At 41.3% G+C, this 22,170-nt stretch carries 17 protein-coding genes; 6 read left to right on the top strand and 11 right to left on the bottom strand.

Translation table 11 applies throughout. From position 1 onward, the window contains the following. The first annotated feature begins 150 nt into the window (after positions 1–150). Positions 151–1,467: a hypothetical protein gene (locus AAEY94_RS05655; RefSeq protein ID WP_350977829.1), complete on the top strand. Its 1,317-nt coding sequence runs from the start codon at positions 151–153 to the stop codon at positions 1,465–1,467. Positions 1,468–2,225: 758 nt separating this feature from the next. On the opposite strand, the gene AAEY94_RS05650 is transcribed toward AAEY94_RS05655, so the two are convergent. The 3 genes from AAEY94_RS05650 to bufA2 form a co-directional block, all read right to left on the bottom strand. Then, positions 2,226–3,035, bottom strand: coding sequence for an HvfC/BufC N-terminal domain-containing protein (locus tag AAEY94_RS05650; RefSeq protein ID WP_101085839.1), 810 nt, complete (start codon positions 3,033–3,035; stop codon positions 2,226–2,228). Between the two features lie 2 nt (positions 3,036–3,037). Continuing rightward, a complete protein-coding gene (gene bufB / locus AAEY94_RS05645) occupies positions 3,038–3,976 on the bottom strand; it encodes an MNIO family bufferin maturase (RefSeq protein ID WP_101085838.1) in 939 nt (312 codons plus the stop codon). Between the two features lie 124 nt (positions 3,977–4,100). After that, positions 4,101–4,559 carry a BufA2 family periplasmic bufferin-type metallophore gene (gene bufA2 / locus AAEY94_RS05640; protein ID WP_101085837.1) on the bottom strand — a complete coding sequence of 153 codons (459 nt, stop codon included), beginning with the start codon at positions 4,557–4,559 and terminating at the stop codon, positions 4,101–4,103. A gap of 412 nt (positions 4,560–4,971) precedes the next feature. On the opposite strand from bufA2, the gene AAEY94_RS05635 reads away from it, so the two are divergent. Beyond that, positions 4,972–5,355, top strand: coding sequence for an MAPEG family protein (locus AAEY94_RS05635; RefSeq protein ID WP_101085836.1), 384 nt, complete (start codon positions 4,972–4,974; stop codon positions 5,353–5,355). Positions 5,356–5,501: 146 nt separating this feature from the next. On the opposite strand, the gene AAEY94_RS05630 is transcribed toward AAEY94_RS05635, so the two are convergent. Next, a complete protein-coding gene (locus tag AAEY94_RS05630) occupies positions 5,502–5,756 on the bottom strand; it encodes a hypothetical protein (RefSeq protein WP_101085835.1) in 255 nt (84 codons plus the stop codon). Positions 5,757–5,870: 114 nt separating this feature from the next. Here AAEY94_RS05630 and AAEY94_RS05625 point away from each other — a divergent pair, with 114 nt between their 5' ends. Continuing rightward, the gene (locus tag AAEY94_RS05625) at positions 5,871–6,464 is read left to right on the top strand and encodes a uracil-DNA glycosylase family protein (RefSeq protein WP_392341505.1); all 594 of its coding nucleotides are present in this window, start codon (positions 5,871–5,873) and stop codon (positions 6,462–6,464) included. Positions 6,465–6,555: 91 nt separating this feature from the next. Here the strand turns inward: AAEY94_RS05625 and AAEY94_RS05620 are convergent, their stop codons facing one another. Both AAEY94_RS05620 and glnD read right to left on the bottom strand, forming a co-directional pair. Continuing rightward, complete coding sequence (locus AAEY94_RS05620; protein ID WP_101085834.1) at positions 6,556–7,056, bottom strand: YcxB family protein; 501 nt, start codon at positions 7,054–7,056, stop codon at positions 6,556–6,558. Between the two features lie 147 nt (positions 7,057–7,203). Further along, positions 7,204–9,852 (bottom strand): [protein-PII] uridylyltransferase, encoded by a 2,649-nt coding sequence (gene glnD / locus AAEY94_RS05615; protein WP_350977823.1) that lies wholly within the window; start codon positions 9,850–9,852, stop codon positions 7,204–7,206. Between the two features lie 81 nt (positions 9,853–9,933). Here glnD and AAEY94_RS05610 point away from each other — a divergent pair, with 81 nt between their 5' ends. The 3 genes from AAEY94_RS05610 (at position 9,934) to AAEY94_RS05600 (ending at position 14,400) form a co-directional block, all read left to right on the top strand. Then, a complete protein-coding gene (locus AAEY94_RS05610; RefSeq protein WP_101085832.1) occupies positions 9,934–10,647 on the top strand; it encodes a 16S rRNA pseudouridine(516) synthase in 714 nt (237 codons plus the stop codon). Positions 10,648–10,711: 64 nt separating this feature from the next. Beyond that, a complete protein-coding gene (locus tag AAEY94_RS05605; RefSeq protein WP_101085831.1) occupies positions 10,712–11,668 on the top strand; it encodes a LysR family transcriptional regulator in 957 nt (318 codons plus the stop codon). A gap of 335 nt (positions 11,669–12,003) precedes the next feature. After that, a complete protein-coding gene (locus AAEY94_RS05600) occupies positions 12,004–14,400 on the top strand; it encodes an OmcA/MtrC family decaheme c-type cytochrome (protein WP_101085830.1) in 2,397 nt (798 codons plus the stop codon). Positions 14,401–15,129: 729 nt separating this feature from the next. Here AAEY94_RS05600 and AAEY94_RS05595 read toward each other — a convergent pair. The 5 genes from AAEY94_RS05595 to AAEY94_RS05575 all read right to left on the bottom strand — a co-directional run bounded on the left by AAEY94_RS05595 (position 15,130) and on the right by AAEY94_RS05575 (position 22,054). Continuing rightward, complete coding sequence (locus AAEY94_RS05595; RefSeq protein WP_101085829.1) at positions 15,130–16,665, bottom strand: MFS transporter; 1,536 nt, start codon at positions 16,663–16,665, stop codon at positions 15,130–15,132. Positions 16,666–16,947: 282 nt separating this feature from the next. Further along, positions 16,948–17,286, bottom strand: a complete 339-nt coding sequence (locus AAEY94_RS05590; RefSeq protein WP_011636389.1) for a PBPRA1643 family SWIM/SEC-C metal-binding motif protein — start codon at positions 17,284–17,286, stop codon at positions 16,948–16,950. Positions 17,287–17,505: 219 nt separating this feature from the next. Continuing rightward, complete coding sequence (locus AAEY94_RS05585) at positions 17,506–20,412, bottom strand: valine--tRNA ligase (protein ID WP_350977817.1); 2,907 nt, start codon at positions 20,410–20,412, stop codon at positions 17,506–17,508. Positions 20,413–20,445: 33 nt separating this feature from the next. Then, a complete protein-coding gene (locus AAEY94_RS05580; protein WP_011636391.1) occupies positions 20,446–20,895 on the bottom strand; it encodes a DNA polymerase III subunit chi in 450 nt (149 codons plus the stop codon). Positions 20,896–21,361: 466 nt separating this feature from the next. Then, on the bottom strand, positions 21,362–22,054 hold the full coding sequence (locus AAEY94_RS05575) for a hypothetical protein (protein ID WP_182744838.1): 693 nt from the start codon (positions 22,052–22,054) through the stop codon (positions 21,362–21,364). Positions 22,055–22,170 lie beyond the last annotated feature (116 nt).

Here is a 22,170-nt window from a genome sequence, read left to right as displayed (position 1 = left end):
TTAGCCACTACAGTTATCTGTTATCTGACTATATGCAGTGATTTATATAGATTGAATGTGTAAATTAATTTACTTTTGTACATTCCAAAATAATTGGTATACATTATAAATCCATGAAATATAGATAGTTATACATATCAAGGAAGAGAAATGTTAAAAGGACTTAAACAATCACGTACTACGCTTGCAATAACTTTACTAGCACTTTTGAGCAGTGCTTCAGTTATTGCAAACACTGAGAGTTGTCACGTCAGAATTACTGGAACGGTGCCAGAAGGGATACCATTAGATAATTTATTTGTGTCAGCCTCCTATGAACACCAATTTCCTATCACAACCCGAACTTTTTCTGTGTGTGCAAATAAGCAAGAGTTGAATGTTAACGGCACTTTTATCCCTAACAGTCGACTTTCATTAAGCTATAAAGTCGATGGCATCCCTAAAGGAGTATTTGATGCGTCTTTATTTGTTCAAACAAAAGAAGTCGAACTAAGTGATATATCTGGCATGGCGATGACAGCGTGCGATCGCAGGTGTAACTATTATCAATACCAAAAAATGTTGTCATCAGAGTTAGTCGCTAACGCTGTAATAGAACATGCTGCTGCTTTTGCCAAAATTTCCGATGATGATATTGAAGCTAAAATAGCAATAAATTCGGCAACTCAGTCAGGATTAGATAAAGCTTTCAAAGGCGAAAGACCAATCCAATCAATTATAGCAAAAGAGGATTCTTCTGATACGCCCGACCCTTATAGCGGTTCAAGTTATGGGTTGCTAAAACCCGAAAATACTAAAATGGGTCAATTTAAAGATAGGTTTGCCATAGGCGTTAAAGAGGCAAAATTTGACGAACTCAAATTGAGCAATCTTGCGGAAAAGTATAAAAGTGAGTTCGCACCATTTCTTCAGGGAGGTTTCAAAAGTTGGGCAGAACAAGTTAATACAGTCGATCAGTTCGTCGATATTCTCAATAAATCTGGCTCTGAAACTGAGATAAAAATGGCATTACTGTTAAGGCAAACCGTAGCTGATGCTGAGCAGTATTATCAAGATTATGTTTCTAACAAAGGTGACACGCCTTTTGAGGACTTAAATCATGCTAAGCAATCATTTGACCTATTACTCGCTAATTGGACAATTTCAGCCTATTTGAATTACAAGGATGAACAAGTATTCTCTGCGTTATTTTCTGAACGTTTTAAGCGTGAAGATGTGCCGAACATAAGCCGAGAATCTGACAAAGCGTTGAGTCAATTAATGTTTATGCCAGGCTATTTTGCGATGATGAATATCGAAAAAGGCTATGAGAATATCCAGCGTAACTACTACGGTTTATTAAATGATTCTGCTACAGAATATCATTTTAAAGATGAGTTACATTCAGTGAGCTTTATATACGAAGAGGGAGCATGGCGCCTTGACCATGTATCACAAATTCCAATGAATCATTATGAGATACTTTAAGTATTGCAGCGAAGCAATTGTCTTGTTTTTTTCTCTAAGATAAAATTATATGTCTGCTAATTTCGTTGTTAAAATATTGGGTAATGACAAATTAGCAGGAATCTTTAAAATCTAAAAATTGAAGACAACGTTGCTTAGTATTAACGTAAGTGCTGACTGACAAATTATAAACGTGCATATTCAAGAAATACATCCACAGGCTTCTGCTTATTATTGCTTATGAATCAGGCGCATTATCTTATAAATTACTCAAACCTTACCTAATCAAAACTTTTGAGCTTAGGTCTCCGTTCTAACTCGTTTATGTCCATAAATGAGTTAGATGCCTCAGCTTGAAATGTCCAAATTCAACTCTGAACTTGAGGCCGTCGAAGAAAATGACGTGAGCTAGCCACGGATGGCAAGCTAGCTTTAGAGGGGAAGGGACGCCCCATCTGAAGCGTTAGCATTTTCGAATAAGGCCGAAGAATACACAGACGAAGTTAAAAGCTGGATTCAACCACGTCGCGAAATTATTGTTTTTCAGATAATTTTGATGTGGCGGCTGGGAGTTCCAAGAGGGAACAGCCGTTGGTTTCCTCTTGGTCTGGTGTGGGTGAAGCGCCACGACGTTAGTGGCCGTAGGCCATATGTACAAAAGTAAATAAGTGCATAAGTACAAAGTAAGAATAACACCTGGATCCCGTCTCAAAAGCTCTGCCGGGACGACGAGAAGGTGATTATCAAGCTTTGTCCAGAAATGCGTTAACGTAAATTAGCTACTTACTCACAACTGCTCGAATTAAGCCGCGTTGAAACCAGGTTTGCATGGTTTGCAGTACCATCATTGGCGCAGATTGCTCGTCGTGCCATTGCAACATTTGTTCGCACTGGTCGGCAAAGTTGTTGCCATGAATAAACCCAAGTAACAACGCATGTTGCTCTGTCGATAACGACACAAACTCGGTTAAGCGAGACTCTCCCCGCCATAATAACCACGCTCTAGATGATTGATAGTCTGGCGTCGGTGGTGCAGTGTCTATTTTCAAGGCTTGCCAAGCTTCGACTGCATTACTGTTACAAGTGAATATTTGTACGCTAGGATGAAAGCGTAAACAGCAATTGGGCCACAATTCTGGTGATATGGCCTGTAAGTCGCTAAAGCTTGTACGGGCACAATCGGCTGCATCAAATGCATTGAGTAACCGGCGCTCGAATCGCGCTAAATCGGCAATAATGGGATGCTGTTTAAAAAATGCATCTTGCTGTAAAAACTCCGGTAAACCATCACAAAACTGGCGCAATGACTTATTACTTGATGGATATTGACGAGTATAGTCGGCTGCCATTTTATCGAATAAATCGTCACCCAAATACAAACCTAGCAGCTGGTGGTCGGTTTCAATGGTTTCTTTTAATCGAATTCGGTAAGCATTTGCATAAATTTGTAGGCGATCATCGGCGCTGATCCCCGCTTGTTCAGACACGTTTGCTTTCATCACCGACTGAATCTGTCCGTGCTGTGTATCCGAACCATCAGACAGTAAATATTGCATAAATTGTTGTTGAATTTCAGCTAAACGACTCATGTTTATGCCCTGACTTTTTGCGATGAAGCATGATTAGCGCTGATGAATTTGCTGACGTCATCAAGTGAACGAGTGCCAAACTGTGAGCGTGCTAGGGCAGGGTCGTCGGGCAAGGTTAACTGAGCAATGTTTTTCGCTTCGAGTAATTCTTGGTATAACGCTGGGAACTCGGGAATATTAGCGTCGCGCTCAATCATGGTGCTAACCGCGCCAAAGCGCTCTAGTGCCGCTTGGTATAAGGTCCACACTGACGGCGGAATATCGTGGTCGTGGGTATCAATGACATAATCACCAAAATCGCTGTGGCCAGCTAAGTGAAACTGTTGTACCCGGCGTGGGTCGATTTTTTTAAGGTAATCGAGTGGATTAAAATGATGATTACGGGCGCTGACATAAATATTATTGATGTCGAGTAATATTAAGCAATCTGCGGCTTCTGCTACTTGGCTTAAAAAATCCCATTCATCCATGGTCGAGTCTTGGTATGACAAATAGCTCGATACGTTTTCCAGTAAAATTCGACGACCTAGTACGTCTTGTACTTGCCGAACTCGCTGCGCTACATGATTAACGGTTTCTTCGGTATAAGGCAGTGGCAGTAAGTCATGGCTATTGACGCCGTGAATTGAGGTCCAGCAAATATGATCAGATATCCATTTAGGTTGAATGTCGTTACTGAGCTTTTTAAGGGCTTTTAAGTAATCCATGTCTAAAGGATCGGTACTGCCTATCGACATCGATACGCCATGCATCACTACAGGATATTGTTCGGCAATGGCTTCTAAATAATATCGGGGTTTACCACCAGCGACTAAGTAGTTTTCAGATAGCACTTCAAACCAGTCAATATCTGGCTGGTGTTGCAAAATGTATTCAAAATGGTCGGTTCGTAAGCCCAAGCCAAATCCGAGAAAGTCTTCTGTAATGCGCGTATCTGGCATGGTGAATCCTATTTTAATGCAAATGTTCTAGCTTAATTTAGGCAAAACTTGCGTTAATAATTGAGATAGTAAGCTGATGACCCTGTCACAATAGTAGGTGACAGCGTCATCAAACGAAGCTTAATTAGCTTGTTTTACCGCCAATATCAGCACAAGATTTTGCTGTAGTGCTAACAAAACCAGTGCCTTTACAACTTGCCATACCGCCACAAGCGTTATCAGCACCTTTACAATCGTTATGGCCTTTACAGACGTTAACACCGTAACAATGTACTAAATCAGCTTTAGTGACTTTACCAACCCAATCATCTTTTTGCGTGCCGCCTACATCAGCACAGGCTTTTGAAGGCATGCCAACAAAACCAGTGCCTTTACAACTTGCTTGACCGCCACAGGCATTGTCGGCTGTTTTACAATCGTTATGGCCTTTGCAGGTGTTAACGCCGTAACAATGGACTAAATCTGTTTCGCCTGCTGCCAAAGGTGCCGTGCTTGTTTCAGCGGCCATAGCCTGACCTGATAAGCTTGCCATTGCGAGTGCTAATGCTGCGCCGGTTAAGCTGCTTTGTGCTTTCATATTCATGATGTATTCCTTGCATTTGTGGTTATTATGTTTACTGCTATTCATGTTTACCCATGACAAGATTGACTAGATACAGCCATTATTCTTGTTAGGAGGTATTAGTAATGACCGTGGTGCTGCGAAAGATCTTTCAAGTTAAAGTGTAGACTAGTCACTAAAATGTTGTTGATGTGTTAACTTGTGATTGATTTATAAGGTGAAACAATAATTTACGATTTTGCAGATGAGTGCTTAAGCATTATATGAATTAGGTTGTTATTAAGGCCGGTAGATTATGTTATTTTGTTCTGATTACACTAGTGGTTAACACAACGCGTTCAATCGTAACGAATACAGCTAATACAACTAATACAACGAATACAACTAAAACACAGCTACACATAATAAGAATATTAATAACTAAGGATAGATTATGCAGACGATACTGATATGTTTATTGATTGCCATGCTGTTGCCGTATGCGGCAAAAGTTCCATTAGCGATGGCAATGGCTAAATTAGGCCGATATGACAATGACCATCCAAGAGCCCAGCAAGCTCAATTAACCGGTTTTGGGGCGCGAGCATTAGCAGGGCATCAAAATGCATTTGAATCGCTAATCGTATTTGGGATTGCAGTATTAACAGCATTACTGACCAATAATGTCACCGATATTGTTGCGCTTTTAGCCATAGTACATGTGGTCGCACGGCTGGTTTACCATGCGCTGTATTTATTGAATTTTGGCACATTACGTTCATTGTCTTGGTTTGTTGCCATCGGTGCATCGATTGGAATATTTTGCCAAGCGTTTTAAGCTTATGTTACTCAAACAACGGTGACTCCCATAAAAAAACGCCTTAATGGCGTTTTTTTATGGGAGTCAGTTGATACTCGTCATCATGAGGGTAGTCTAGGCTTAGTATTGGTTTAGTATTGGTTTCGCATTGGTTTAGTATTGGCTTAATCTAGACTCGCAACACGTTCGTAGCCCATTTCGGTTAATTGGTCGTTAACGCAATCAAGCAAAAATGCGCCGAGTTCACTTTCTGGCAGTTGGTCTTCAAGTGCAATTTGCTGGCAGGCTTCTTTTAATGAAACTACATCGCTAACGGGTGCTTGGGGAAGTGCAGCAGCACTAAAACTCATCGCTGTACCGCTAATTAACATAGCAGCTAAAGTCGTAAGGGCTAAACGTGAATGACGTGAATGTTGCATGGTTGTTCCTTCTTGGGAGAACTTTGTTATTTTGACAAATACTACTGCAGCTTAGTTCCGTTAGATATAGCGATTAACGCGCTTTTTATGATTTTATATACAAAAAGTAAGGTATTGAATATGGTTTCGTTGCTCACTCAAGTAAAAAGTTGTCAACTTTGCGTATCAAGCCTGGTAGATGGTGTACGCCCAGTAGTGCAAATTGATCCGCAAGCAAAAGTGTTGATCATCGGTCAGGCCCCTGGACGTAAAGTACATTTGTCGGGTATTCCATTTGATGACGCCAGTGGCGACCGATTGCGTCTGTGGTTAGGGGTAACGAGAGACGTTTTTTACGATGCAAAACAGATTGCTATTATGCCGATGGGCTTTTGTTATCCGGGCAGTTATGCCGGTTCTGGTAAAGGAAAATCTGGCGACTTACCTCCTCGGCCAGAATGCGCGCCTAAATGGCATGGTTTATTGCTGCAGCAGTTAGTTAACGTCAAGTTGGTCTTGCTGGTGGGGCAATATGCACAACAGTATTATTTAACCGATAAGCCGAAAACATTAACCGAAACAGTGCAGCAATGGCGCAGGTTTGGGCCTCGTTATATCCCAATCCCACACCCCAGTCCGCGCAATAATATTTGGCTTAGTCGTAATCCATGGTTTGAAGATGAGTTACTTAGCGACATTCGTCCACGCATTGCGAATGCGTTAGCCTAAACGTGGTGTTTTTTGATCTACTGTATTTAACTACTGTCTTGAACTACTATATTTAAATACTGTCTTGAACTAGTACTTAGTTATTTTTAAGCTATTGTTTTTGATTAATAAAGTCGATAACGCTTTTATCTAAGCAGCGTTTAGACAAATAAGTCGTGGTTTTTTGCAGTTTAATTAACAAGCCCGCATCGGTTTCAGTAATTCGATAAATATCAGTCCACAAAATCTGTTGATTAACATGCAGTGACTGACTACTGATACCATTATCATCTATTGTAAGATTGACATGCTCACCTGCCGCTTTACTCATCATTTGACGCCATAACCACCAGGTTTTATTAAAACGAATACTCAAAAACTCTACCACGGCTAAGCCAATAAAAAAGTAACCTAAATAGTAGGTTTCTTTGGTGCTCATTGATGTTGGGCTTAGAGTGTCGAGCATTAAAATAGCCAAACCAACCAGTGCAAAAATGGCGGTTTTAATAAAACGTTTTGGTGATGTGCTGGGATGAATTGATTGCAGATAGCATTCTTCAAAGTACGACTTGTCTAGTACATATTCAGCAGTATAACTAAAGGCTTGTGACATGATGACCTAATTTACGGCAGTTGATGGGCATGATTATCGCATAGTCATCAGTTTGCTCAAAGCCTGCTTAGTGGTGAAATAAAAGCGCCATGGTGATTCATTCACACATGGCTCATTTGTATCAACAACACTGACTGATTAAGGTCGTTATTCGTCTGTGGTGATAGCTTGCATTAATGTTGCCGACAATTGCTGCTGTTGTTCAGGGGTTAACTGCTGATCGTCTTTATTGGATAATAAAAATACATTGTCTGCGCGTTCGCCGACCGTACTGATGGTGGCCGAATGAATATTCAAATCCAATTCCCTGAATGCACTGGCAATTTGTTCCATAAACTCACTGGTGTCTAATGCAGACACATTGACTAAGCTACGGGTCGATTTACGTGAATGCAAAAATTCGATATTGGGCTGATTATCGAAACTCTGATGTCGCCTCGACTGGCGTTTTTTCGGTAAATTAATACCTTTATCCAGCACCTGATGTAACTTGTTGATGACTTGTTCACGACGCTGTGCACTGGTAATTGGCTTTTCATCAAAATCGAGTACTTTAAATGACTCAACCACATAACCGTCTTTAGTTCGGGCTATTTGTGCCTGTTTCACCGAAATACGTAATGTCGCTAATGTATTGAATAATTTTACAAACAATCCGTGTCTGTCTTTGGTGTAAACAAACACGTCACTGCAACCTTTTACCACGACATCGTCGAGTAAAATTAGCGTGTTGTATTGATTGTCTGTTACAGGCGTAAGATCGTGGTTAATCATCGCTTGGGTGTATCTGGCGATATCATCCGCTTCGGCATTACTGAAAAAGGCGATAGGTAAACGACGCCATAATTTTTTGATATCGTGACTGCTATCGTCATCTGTGGCTAATAAATTCAGTGCTTCTTGCTTGTGTTCCCGTACCAAAGTACGCAGTTGCAGAATATTTTCAAAACCATTGCGCAGTGCTTTACGAGTAACAAAATACAAATCTTTTAATAGTGACGCTTTCCAGTCATTCCACAGATCATCATTGGTTGCCTGAATGTCGGCAATGGTCAGGCAGTACAGGGCGTCTAAACGGGTTAAGGTACCTACTTTTTTGGCAAAAGCATTCACGACATCAGGATCATAAATATCCATGCGTTGTGAGGTAATAGACATTAACAAATGATTTTCTACTAGCCAGCAAATCAGTTTCTCTTGTGAAACTTTTAAGCCATGAAACTTAGCAAATAAATTGGCATCAACAGCACCGAGTTTACTATGGTCACCGCCACGGCCTTTGGCTAAATCATGAAACAATGCAGCAAATAACAGCGTCGACTTATTAGACATTTTTTGATAAATATCAGCGGCTAATGCCAGATCTTTATCCAACGTTTTGATGTCGTTTCCGTAGAGATATATATTTTTAAGCACCTTGTGGGTGTGCTCGTCGACTGTATAGGCATGGAATAAGTCAAACTGCATCTGGCCAACAACTTCACGCCATTGCGGTAAATAAGAGGCTAGAATACCATGTTGATGCATCAAGGTGATGGCGAGTCCCATGCCTTGAGGGTGAACAAATATCGCTTTAAATTGCTCTCGACAACGCTGAAAATCTTGTAAATCACCCATTAAACGACGTCTTACTTGGCGTAAAGATCGTAAGGTTTCTGCGGTAATACCGATTATTTTGTCGTGATGAATCGCGATAAACTCAAATAACGCCATAATTTGGGTGCGATCGATAAATACGGTTTCGTCGCGAACGTGAATGTACTTATCAACAATTTCAAAATTATCGTTAATCGCGATTATTTGTGGATTGAGCTCTGGAATAATTTCTCGTTGGAAATACGCCATTAAAATTTTGTTTAACTCGCTGATGCGCTTCATGGCGCGAAATAATTGGCGCATCATTTTTTCAATAGCAATATTGCCGCTTTCACCGATGGGCATACCATCACCAAAACCCATTAATTTAGCCACTTCAGCTTGGTATTGCAGTAATAAACGATTTTCAGAACGTTGGGCTGCTTGATGTAAGGCAAAGCGCACTCTAAATAAAAAGTGTTGGCACTCCATTAATTCAGCATATTCGTCATTAGTTAAAAAACCAAAGCGACGTAGTGATTGCATATTGGCAACGCCGAAATGTTTGCGAGCAACCCAGGTAAGGGTTTGAATATCACGCATACCACCTGGGCTGGTTTTAAGATTGGGTTCAATACTGTATGAAGTGCCTTGTGCTTTGGCATGACGTTCTTGTTGTTCGCTGAGTTTGGCATTAAAAAACGCTTGGCTTTGCCATAAATCCTGGCCGTACAGTGCATTCAACACTTGCTGTTGGTGCTGACTATTACCGAATAAATGACGAATTTCCAGTAAACTGGTTGCAATGGTTACGTCATCCTTACACGCTTGGAATGTGTCAGTTAAACTGCGTACAGCGTGACCTAAATCGAGATTAAGATCCCAAAGTTGAGTCAGAAATTGGCTTACAGAAGCGGCTTCCGTAGGCGTTAATGGACCATCGTGAATAACGCAGATGTCGATATCAGAGAAAGGATGTAAGGTTTGCCGGCCGTAACCCCCAACTGCATTGAGCGAGATACGCGCGGGATCTAATTCGAAGGGTTGCCAAAGTTGGCATAATAGCGCATCGAAAAAATGTGATCGCTTATTCAAGGTGTCATTAATTGCACTTTGAAAAATGTTATCTTGTAAATATTGATCCAGTGACTTAATCGCCTGTTTTAATTCAGCGCTGGTCATATCTGGGCGCAAATCTGTACTAGCAGGTTGCGAAAGCATGTTACTCCTTAATGTTTTTGCCTTTTAACAGAATAAGGTATTCTTAAACAAATTGGTATCATTCTATATTGGTGAAGTTTTATGGTGTCTAAACGAGGTCGACTGGACCAATTTATTGCTGGTACGTTACAAATCCCCAAAAAAGCGGTTCGGCTATTGTTAGTCACCAATAAAGTGCTTGTCGATGGCCAGTTTGCTAAGTCACCAGACTTACAAATTGATGAGTTTACTCATATTGAATGTAATGGTGTGGTGCTGCGTCAATATCAAAAACAGTACTATATGCTTAATAAACCTGATGGGGTAGTAAGTGCAACCATTGATGATAAACATGCAACAGCATTAGGATTAATGACCGGGGTTAACACTGAAATGTTGCATATTGCCGGTAGATTAGATTTACATTCTACCGGGTTATTATTATTAACCAACGACGCTAAATGGTCCGAAGCATTAATGTCGCCGCAGCATAAAGTCGACAAACAGTATCTGGTAACCTTAGCTAATCCGTTAGAGCAAGGGTATGTAGAGGCATTCGCTAAAGGGATGTATTTTGAATTTGAAGACATCACCACATTGCCGGCACAACTCACGGTATTATCGAGTCATCAAGCTCGGGTGGTGTTGCGTGAAGGTAAGTACCATCAAATTAAGCGAATGTTTGGTCGTTTTAGAAATCCGGTGGTGGCGCTGCATCGTGAATCTATTGGTGAAATCGTGCTTGATAGCCAGTTAGCGTTGGGTGAATTTCGTTCATTAACAAAAGCTGAAGTTGATAGCATTTTTCAGCACTAGATCAATTTTTTTTATTTGGATACATGTTAATTTAATCGCCTCATTACAGCAGATTAGGTGATATGTGGATATTCAAGCACTGAAAAAAGTCAGCGAATTAGATGTATTTAGTTTGTTGGTGTTTAAGCTCATTTACGAAACCGGCTTTGCTAATTTTGCAGCCAAAGAGCTTGCTGTATCCGCGCCAAAAATTAGTCGATGTTTAACATCATTAAGGGCTATTTTTAATGACGAATTATTTTTTCGTCGCCAACAAGGGCTAAAACCGACCCCATTAGCTGAACGTTTATATCAGCCTGTATGCCAATTGTGTGACATGGTGAGCCAAATTGAGCGAGTGGCAGACGACCGCTTAAATCACCATCAAACACCGATTTTACATATTGCAGTATCGCCGAGCATTATTACCAGTGTAGCCATTGCGTTAAGTAAGCTTCCGCGTGATGTTATCGGCAAAGTTAAACTTCACAGTTGGCAAGCTGACACGGAAGAGTTGATTTACAATGGCGAACTCGATTTTGGTATTGGCTTTGAAACTCAAGATGCTCATGGTTTAGAGGCTTATCCTATTGCCAATGTGACGTCTTTATGCGTTGTAGGTAATATTAACCATTCATTTTGGGGTAGTGTTGAGAACATCAAGTTAGAAGATATTATTCAACACCCTGTGGTGTATTTACGCTGTAAAGGCTTTAACAATCGTATTGATCCTTTAGAGTTATATTGTCAAACCCATGGTTTGCTACTAGAAGATATTGAGTGCGCAAGAAAACTCGAAGATTGGTATTGGCACATACTGACCATGGACAGCTTAGCCATTACGATTTGTAATGAAGGTTCGTTTGCGCAACAAATTCCTCAATTACGAGTAGAAAAACTTCCACATGATGAATTTAATAAGCTCAATAGCGTGATGGCTATGCCAAGTTATTGTTTAATTGAGCGAGCAGAACACTACCGCCGTTATTCGTCAAATGTTAAGGAAGTGATAATCAATATCATTAAGTCATTGCTAGTGTGAAGATTGGTAACATTTTTTGATGAGATTCAGAACACTTAATTTTGTGGTCTGAATCTTTTTTATAGCCATTATTTATGTAAATCGCTGATTTTATGGTTTTTTATTGGTCACCCACTATTTTTTACATTATCAAAATACATTTAATACCTCTTTAGGGTTACTTAATCTGAAACTGACGGTTTCATTTTTGCGTATACCTAAAACTAAAACTATCGATTACTGTTAACGAATTTGTAACCAAACCTCACAGGTTTACCACTGCAGACGGGTGTTTTGTTCTATTTCCTTATATTTTAGATGCGTAAAACCTACAAATTTAAATCGGGGGATTTAAAATGAAGAAATATAATAGAACATTACTTGCTGCAGCGTTTATTGCAGCGTTAGGTGTGACCGGTTGTGGTTCTGACGGCAGTGATGGTGCTGACGGAGCTGCTGGTGCCGCGGGTACAGATGGAACACCTGGCACGCCTGGTACTCCAGCTGGTTCGGTTGTTACAACAGTTGAAAATGCCTATGACTTTACCTTAACACTGGCTCCTACGGATATCGTCGTAGTAGGTGCTGATCCATTTAACGTTAAATTTACTGTAACAGGTAAAGGAAGTGGCGGAGCGGACGTTCCATACACTGGGCTTGATAAAGTTGCGTTATACGTGACCAGTCAATCAGCTAATGCTACTGACACTGGCGCACCAATGTTGTGGACAAACCATGCACTTGCCAATGATTTTGGTAGCAGCATGTATTGTACCTTAACCGGTACTGCCGCAGCTCGAGGCGGCGCTGTAGTCGATGCTTGTACATTAGTTGAAGATGAAGCTAATCCTGGTACTTATACTGGTTCTTGGGCACATGATGGTAATGCGCCTGTGGTATTAGCAAGTGGTGATGCAAACGATTTAGTCCGTGTGTTTATTCGTGCCTATGACGTTACGATGGCTGATGGTACAGCAGTAAGTGATAAGATTTTATCAACTCCAGTAGATTTTATTCCTGCTACTGGCGAACTTGCTGTTTCTGCAAAAGATGCTGTGTCTAGTGCAGCATGTATTAGATGTCATAGCCCAATGGAAGGTTACGCTGATACTGATATGCGTATTGCCAACATTGGTGCTCATCATAATTACCAAAAAGTTGAAAATTGTGTAGCTTGTCATAATCCTGCTTATGCTGGTGGACAAGACGATCCTGAAGTTGGTTTTAACGTTAACTTCAATGCCATGATCCATACCATTCATGCTGGTCATCATATTGCTGACAAGTTGACTGGTGAAGCCAAAGAAATGTTTGGTGGAGTTGGATTTCCTGCTGAGTTAAATGAATGTACTGTTTGTCATGATAATGGCACACAGTGGAACGACAATGTCTATGCTGAAGCCTGTTTATCATGTCACGTTGATGTTGATTTAACGACGGGTGTTAACCATAGAGGTATCGTTCCTGCTAGTGACGCTGTTTGTTCTGGTTGTCATGGCGCAGGTAGTTTAAGCCCAATCGAAGCTCACAGTGTTGATCGCCGTGCCGCCTTTGAAAATGGTTTGGTACTAGAGGTTGCTTCTGCTGAAGTCGCGTCAGACGTATTAACTGTCATCATTGATGTTAAATTAAATGGTGTGGTTGCGGCTGATGGTACTGATTTAACTCAGTACTTAAACAAAGCTAAATCAGGTGATGATATTTTAATCGGTACACTTGATGGCAATGGCGATTATGTGCGTGGTTTAAGTATCAATACAGCTTCTAATCCAGAAATGTTTGTGGTTCAAAGTGGCAAGTTAACCTTAACTAAAGCACTTACACCTAATCAGTTAGACGGCCAAATACTTTCAGTTACTTCTGAAATGAACATGTGTGGTAATACAACGACCGATATGGTTGTTGTTAATACCAAACTAGCTGAAGGTGCAGGAACCGATACTGGTGCTTGTGATGTACCTGTTCCAGCTAACATCGTCACTAAGTACTTTATGTTTGATGCAGTTGCGGCTAAAGGCGTATTAACTGAGGACAATCTACGTTTCGTTAGTCCTGAGTTGACAGCTTATACCTCACCTACACAGGCTGGTAACGACCGTACAACAGCTGACGAAGCTAAATGTAATGCTTGTCATGACAACTTGTCTCACGTTAAATCACCTAACCATGGTGTGACTAACTTTACACAATGTGCTGATTGTCATAACAACAACTATGCAGGTTCTTACCATGCAGATGTTTACAAGCAAGCTGGTGTAGATGCTGATGGCGAACCTACGTTTGAAGTTGTTGAAGGGTTAACTTATAACAACCGTGATCTAGTGACCGTAGCACATCGCTTCCACAGTGGTTTGTTTGCAGGTAGCACAGGTGCTGGCATTTACTTAGGTACAGATGGTGAAACTTGGGTTAACTATCCTGCAACTAAAACAAATTGCCAAGCTTGTCATAAAGATGCGAATGCTGCAGGGGATGCTATGCCATTCTTCTCTGGCACTGGTACGTTAACATCTGGCAGAACTGCAATTGCAATCAGTGGTGGCGAATTTATTTCTCCTGTCGCTGAAGCATGTCGTAGTTGTCACGCTCACTCTGGTGCTGCTGCTCTAGCTCACTTCAAGAGTAATGGTGCGACAGTTGCTGGTGATAGCGTAATGTCTGCTGCCGGTGTACCAATTGAGTCTTGCGCAACTTGTCATGCTGAAGGTAAAACTTACGGTCTTGATAAAGTTCACTCTGGTGCAGCGCACTAAATATCTAGATAACTTCTTAATCATCACTTAAGAAAGTAAGTAAGAGGGAGGCAGCAATGCCTCCCTTTTTTTATTCATTTTATCCATCAGTGTATAAGCACTTAATGGCCAGCCGGTATTAATATTTCTTCTCAAGAAGATATCGTTCAGTATCATTTATTACCCAATCTAATCCGACTTAAACCAAACCAACCTAATCAAATCTGCTCAATCCAACCAATGCCAATAGCTTTAGTTATCGCTATTTAATCGACCATTGAAGAGGTTAATGACATTTCAACGTCAACTGAATCATCTAACCTAGTGGCGCTTTATCTAAACTGATAATGACTTAATGGGCCAGACAGTTCGGCATGTAAATCGTTGAGATTATTGACACATTACGTCTGTTATTTGATGTGCGTCATTTGATGTATATGGGCTACCAATTGGCAGTGGACTGTGTAGATAATAAATAGAGTAGGTAATAAATAGAGTAGGTAATAAATAGAGTAGGTAATAAATAGAGTAGGTAATAAATAGAGTAGGTAATAAACCATAGTCGGTAATAACAACGGAGTTAATGCGTTATAAGTTAATGGGAAGTAAGTTGACGAGAGGGACGTTAACGAGGGACTGTATTATTGCTTCATTAATAATCTATCAACCTATTTTGGGCGAGAAAAACAAAAGGGAAGCATTGCTGCTTCCCTTATATCAAATATGGAAAGTACTCTACAGTCAGCTCAACTAAGCCACTTGTTGGCGCAGCATCCTTAATAGCCATTTTCCGTAGATGAAAATACCTACTGCAGAAATAATCCCAATGGCGGCTATAATATACCAAGCCATGCCGATATTGTTGGCTTGATATAAAGCTTGGGTTAATGCCTGTGGGTCTTGACCTGTGGTACTGACTAAGCGACTAAATGCTTCACCTTGAGGGATGTTAGCAATATCGGTTAAGTTCATACCATGTTCAGATAGCGCTTCACGGGCGATGCGTTCTTTTGACGCGTACATGTCATAAAGCTTAGGGCCGAAATAACCTTCTAACGTCCAACCTATGCCTTGAGGAAGCATGACAAAGCCTAAATACATGGCTTTTTTACCTTCAGGTGCGATGTTACCCATAAACTCGTTTTTCTTTGGGCTGATCATCATTTCGCCGACAGAGAACATGGCAATAGCCAATACAATCATCCAAGCCGCATTAAATGCACCGACCAAGGCAATGGCTAAAATACTCAATAAGCAACCGACAAACATGGTGGTGGTAATGCGATATTTAGCCGTAAGCGCAGCAACAATAAAGCAAGTGGTCATGATCATCCCCGCGTTGAGGTTAAGCATACCCTCTGGCATCACTTTGGTGCCGTCATTATTCAACCCTAGCCAGAACTGCAATATGCCGCTGCTGGTGCCTTCTGGGCCAAATAAAGAGGTGACAATGACGCTGGTATCAACCCATTCCGCAATGTGAATAGGCAATACATCAAATAATGAGTTGTATAAAAACCAAAAACCGGCAAACACCAGCATGTAGTAAATCACCACAGGTTTCTTTAGTTCTCTTAAGGCATCCTTCCACAGTGCTTCTTGTGTGATTTCACCATTTTTCACTTGGCGTGCGCGCTCTAAGCGCTCAGCTTTGCCGGGCTCTTTGTAAGCCAATAAGAATAAAAAGTTAAACGAAATAATGGCTGCACAGGCGTAAAACACGTTATCCCAAGATAATTGACGCATATGTACCGCCACCAATGGACCTAAAAATCCACCGATGTTAACCACTTGGTAAAAAATGCCCCAAGCCATTGAAGTATTATTTCGGTTGGTTGACAGTACTAAAGTGCCTTGAATACCAGGTTTGAATACCCCTGTACCCATGGCTAGCAACATGGCGCCAGCGAGAAAACCCCAGAAGCTAGGGAAGAATGCCATGGTTAAATAGCCACAGATTTTGATGATGGTAGAAACGAAAATGGTTTCTTTGTAACCGACACGGTCAGAAATTCCGCCAGTTAGCACTGGTACGAAGGTTTGTAGCAACGCCCACACGGATATAATAATACCGTAATCGCTTAAATTAATGCCCAGTCCGCCTTGTGATACTGGCGCTTTAGCGTATAAGCCAGCACTGGCTTTGACACCATAATAGGCAATGCGTTCTATTAGCTCCATACCACCGACAAGCCAAAATATATAGCCTAAACTGGTGATCGCGGCCCACATGCCTAACTGTTTTACTTCACTCAAATCATTGTCTGAGTGCGAATTAGTGCTCATAAGTCACCCTTTTATTTTATGGTCTGTTTCATTTTTATAACAAAGGCTGACACTTTACCTAAGTTCGTGATTAATACCAAACCCTATCCATAAGTGATCCGCCAAGAGTGCCGCTCATTTGTGAATTTGTGATGTGGTTACATAGGTAAGCCTCGATTGTTAAGTGTATACAACGTTAACGTTAACAATCTAAAGGCAATAAAAAAGCGGATCGTAAGATCCGCTTCAATATTTAATCATTGGTCCGTTAGTGACCAACGAGCCTAACGTTGGTATTTTGGTTTAAGCACCGCAACACTTTTTGTACTTTTTACCACTGCCGCAAGGGCAAGCATCATTGCGGTTTGGCTTAGCTTCAGAAGTAACCGCTTTGGGTTTATTCAATAAACCAGTTAAATCAACAATGTTTTCAGGCTTATCTGCATCAATAGTGATATTAGCAAAGAGTTGCTGTTCAGCGACCATAGCAGCCACTTCATGTTGGCGAGCTTCGGTTTGAACTGACAATATTAACGGTAACGCTTCCGTGCCCAGTTTGGCGGCACGTTTGGTGTTATAACCACTTTCACCATAAGCTGGCTTAGGGGTTCTACGACCTTTAAAAAAGTATTTATCAGACATGGTTTTGACCCATTAGATAGAATGATGATATTGGCCGAAGCTTATACACCAAAAATGTAAGTTGAGATATCAAAGTTTCAATTTTGAACCAAATAAACCTAATATTATCGCCATGGGTCACATCAACGAATATAAAAAACCAGCGAGTTATTCGCTGGTTTTTTTGAAGAGTGCTTTGTTAAACAAAGTAAACCTTAAGACAACAACTTATGTTTGCCGTTAAATCTTAGCTAATTCGACTTTTTGTTCGTTTAACTTTTCAATGTCACGAGTTAAATCGGTCATTTTAGCGCGTTCTTTATCAATTACCGCAGCAGGGGCTTTAGCCACAAAACCTTGATTAGATAATTTACCTTCAATACGGGCAATCTCTTGAGCAAGCTTTTCTAACTGTTTATCGATACGGGCCATTTCTGCGCCTACATCGATCAAACCTGCCATTGGGATTAATAGCTCCATATTGCCAACTAACTGAGTGCTCGACATTGGCGCCGTTTCACCTTCAGATAAAATGGTCATCGTTTCGAGTTTAGCCAAACTTGCAAAGAATGTTTGGTTTGCTTCAAGACGAATACGATCTTCGTAGCTCACACCACGCAGTAACGCATTAAGCGGCTTTGATGGGGCAATATTAAGTTCAGCACGAATATTACGTACAGCCACAATCACTTGCTTAACCCATTCAAGATCGGCCATCGCGGTCGCATCAACTTGATCTGCTTGATAAGTTGGGAATGATGCTAGCATGATGGTATCGCCAGTTACGCCTGCTAACGGTTTAACACGTTGCCAAATCGTTTCAGTAATGTACGGCATAAATGGATGCATTAGACGTTGCATTTTTTCAAGCACGTTGACCAAAGTGTGGCGAGTGCCGCGCATTTGCGCTTCAGTGCCATTTTGCATAACAGGCTTGGTTAATTCCAAATACCAGTCACAGAATTGATTCCAAGTGAACTCGTATAAGGTGTTAGCGGCTAAGTCGAAACGGAAAGCGGCCATGTGGTCTTCAACGGTTTTCACGGTTTGATTAAACAAACCAATGATCCAACGATCGGCTAACGACAATTCCATCTCACCCGGTTTGCCATCTACTAACAGTTGACCGCAATCTAAAGGCTCGCCCGCTTCATCGCTATCAGGATCCGTCTGCACTTCAGTGTTCATTAACACGTAACGTGACGCATTCCATAACTTGTTACAGAAACTGCGGTAACCATCAAGACGTTTCATGTCCCAGTTGATGTCGCGGCCAGTTGATGCCATTGCTGCTAAGGTAAAGCGCAGTGCATCAGTACCATGAGCTTCAATGCCGTCGGCAAATTCTTTACGGGTACTCTTTTCAATCTTCGCGGCAAGTTGCGGTTGCATCATGTTGCCAGTGCGCTTTTCAACTAAGGTTTCAAGCTCGATACCGTCAATCATGTCTAATGGATCAAGTACGTTACCTTTAGACTTTGACATTTTATTGCCGACTTCGTCACGGATAAGACCGGTAACGTAAACGGTTTTAAAAGGCACTTGTGGCTTGCCATCTTCATCTTTAATAAAGTGCATGGTCATCATGATCATGCGGGCAACCCAGAAGAAGATGATGTCAAAACCGGTAACCAACACGTCGGTTGGGTGGAAGGTTTTTAAATCTTCTAAATTGTCTGGCCAACCTAAGGTTGAGAATGTCCATAATGCTGAACTGAACCAGGTGTCTAATACGTCATCGTCTTGACGTAGTACCACAGAGTCAGCAAATTGATGTTTAGCGCGCACTTCTGCTTCGTTACGACCAACGTAGACTTTGCCGTTTTTGTCGTACCAAGCTGGAATACGGTGTCCCCACCATAACTGGCGTGAAATACACCAGTCTTTAATATCGCGCATCCATGAGAAGTACATGTTCTCGTATTGTTGCGGCACAAACTTAATTTCGCCAGTTTCTACTGCTTCAATGGCTGTTTTAGCCATTGACTGCACAGCCACGTACCATTGGTCGGTTAGTAATGGTTCAATCACCACACCAGAGCGATCGCCATAAGGTACTTTTAAGCCGTGCGGAGCGACCTTTTCAAGTAGACCTAAGCTGTCAAATTCAGCCACGATAGCATCACGGGCTTTAAAGCGATCGAGGCCAACATAACGCTCTGGCAAGGCCATCTCGACGCCTTTGTTTGGGGTGCCATCAGTATTAATCACTTCAACAAAACTGCGTACGGCGGCATCTAAGGTGAAGATGTTGTACATAGGCAGTTGATGACGTTTACCGACTTCATAGTCGTTAAAGTCATGGGCTGGAGTGATTTTTACACAACCGGTTCCAAATTCCATGTCGACATAATCGTCGGCAACAATCGGCACTAAACGGTTAACGATAGGCAATAGAATGAATTTACCAATTAATGACTGGTAACGTTCATCATCTGGATGCACGGCTACTGCGCTGTCACCTAACATGGTTTCTGGGCGCGTAGTGGCCACTTCTAGGTAATCTTTACCGTCGGCTGTTAATGCGCCTTGGGCCAAAGGATAGCGGAAGTGCCACATGTGGCCTTGCTTCTCTTTGTTTTCAACTTCAAGGTCTGAAATGGCGGTGTGAAGCTTTGGATCCCAGTTAACTAGGCGCTTACCACGATAAATGAGCTCATCATCGTATAGGCGAACAAACACTTCTTGAACCGCTTTTGATAAGCCTTCATCCATAGTGAAACGTTCGCGATCCCAATCAACCGATGCGCCCATACGGCGAAGCTGTTTGGTAATCGTGCCACCAGACTGTTCTTTCCAGTCCCACACTTTATCAATAAAGGCGTCACGGCCTAAATCATGGCGAGTTTTACCTTCTTCGGCTTCAAGCTTACGCTCTACCAACATTTGAGTCGCAATACCCGCGTGGTCGGTGCCGACTTGCCATAAGGTATTTTTACCTTTCATCCGCTCAAAGCGGGTAAGGGTATCCATGATGGTGTCTTGGAAGGCATGACCCATGTGCAAGCTACCGGTTACATTCGGTGGCGGGATCATGATGCAGTAATTGCCTTTTGATTCATCACCATGCGGCTTGAAGTAACCTTGCTCTTCCCAGTTTTGGTAAAGGGCTTGTTCGATAGACTTTGGGTTGTATGTTTTTTCCATAGGAGCGTTATGTTCTCTATCTAAATTAAGTGTTTATTCAGCTAATGCTTGAGTGCTGGGCGTAATGCCTACATTCTGATATTGACGGTAGCGATTGCGAGCAATGCGCTTAAGTTCGTCATCATTAGCGACAAAATCGATAATATGGGGCAAGTTTACCGCAAAACTGGGCATTTGGTCTGCAAGATTAATCAGAACTTGACGACTTTTATTTGGCCCTAAAGTGTCAAAACCTATTTCCACAGGTGCACCTGTTACTGGGCCTTCACCTTTTAAGTTGTGTGGTACAAAGGCGTTTGGCTCAAATTGCCACAGTAATTCGTCAATGGCATAAGCTTGCTGTTTGTCTTTGCAGTGAATGTAGACGGTTTTTTGTTGACGATATTGTTGTTCAGCTAACCTGCAAGCAGCTAAATAGAGCGCATCTAATGCACTCATTTGATTATGATTATCAGGCATAAGGTAAAACAAGGCTTGAGTCATGTGGTGATGCTTATAACAGGTTAATAAGTTGGGCTCGAGTTTACACTAAAATCGTCTGCGGGTTAATGGCCTCGTGATGCGATATTCATATGACGTTGGAATAGATTAATATCCCTAGCGTCAGTTTAATACTGCTAATTAATCCTAAATATATCGCGATCATAATGGATTTTCTACGCCGTTCAGGCAGAAGTTCTATAATTGTAGGATGGCGGTCTGACTGCTGAGTAGGGGTTAAACTGGATCGCCACAATAAAAACCAAATGATGGTTAAGTTGTATGGCGTGTTGTTTATAAGGATTTGTTGCTTTCGCCATGGGCTTAACAGCAGTAGTCGACTATAAACCTGTTGCTGATTTATGGATAAGCTAAAACGGGTGGTGACACGATTGTAATAGACATCTATTTTCTGATTATCAATTAAATGTGTTTTGTGTTGTTTGGGTTCAAATCGCATTGGTTTGCCTTAACGGATTAACTCACATTTTACATGAGTAGGACGAGTCCCTTTGGTGCACTCTTTTAAAGCTCTGCGTTGTGCTTTTAACATTGAGTCATAACCATAACCGTATCCATATCTAACATTACCCATATCGTTAACCGATACAGCCAGTGCTTTATGGTTTTTAAAGCCTTCATACTTGATTAACACATCAATAAGTTTCTGATCATTTGTCACAAACTGACACGCTTTAGGTTGCGGCGTTTGTTCACAGGCTAATGGGTAATGGTCAAATACAGGGTAGGAAATATCGATACTGTCAAACCAAGAGGACCAAGTCGTTTCTTGAGTCTCAATTACGATATCAGCTGGAATATGAATTTGCAGTTGTTGGTCGTCAGAATCTTGTTGTCCTAACCAGACTAAGTTGAGTTTATTATCGTTAGGATGGTCATTGGCAACGAACACGTCGCCAGCACAATTGTCACACAGTTGCTCGTCAGCTTTTATGATTGATATTTGAGTTGAGTAGCCAGAAGCGCCACCGCAACTTCTTTCAAAGATAACAGCCTTGTACATTTTATCTAATGAAAGTGATTCGGTGTAAACGTTATTACCGCACATGGAACTGAGTAGCCAGCCCAATAAAATAGCCATTAACCCAAAAAGCGCCAACGCGCTGACTATTGAAATGAGTATGACTTTCATCGCCTTCATCTGAACATTCCTTTCAGTGAGTTTTATTTCATTAAATTATACATTTAAGCTATTTTGGGTTTTATATTAAATTTGTTACTTACATGTAACAAGTTAATCATTGTTTATTCTTAGTC

Origin of the sequence: Shewanella sp. AC34-MNA-CIBAN-0136 (genome assembly GCF_040309945.1) — a bacterium.
GTDB lineage: Bacteria > Pseudomonadota > Gammaproteobacteria > Enterobacterales > Shewanellaceae > Shewanella.
This window is presented reverse-complemented; position numbering and strand designations above follow the sequence as displayed.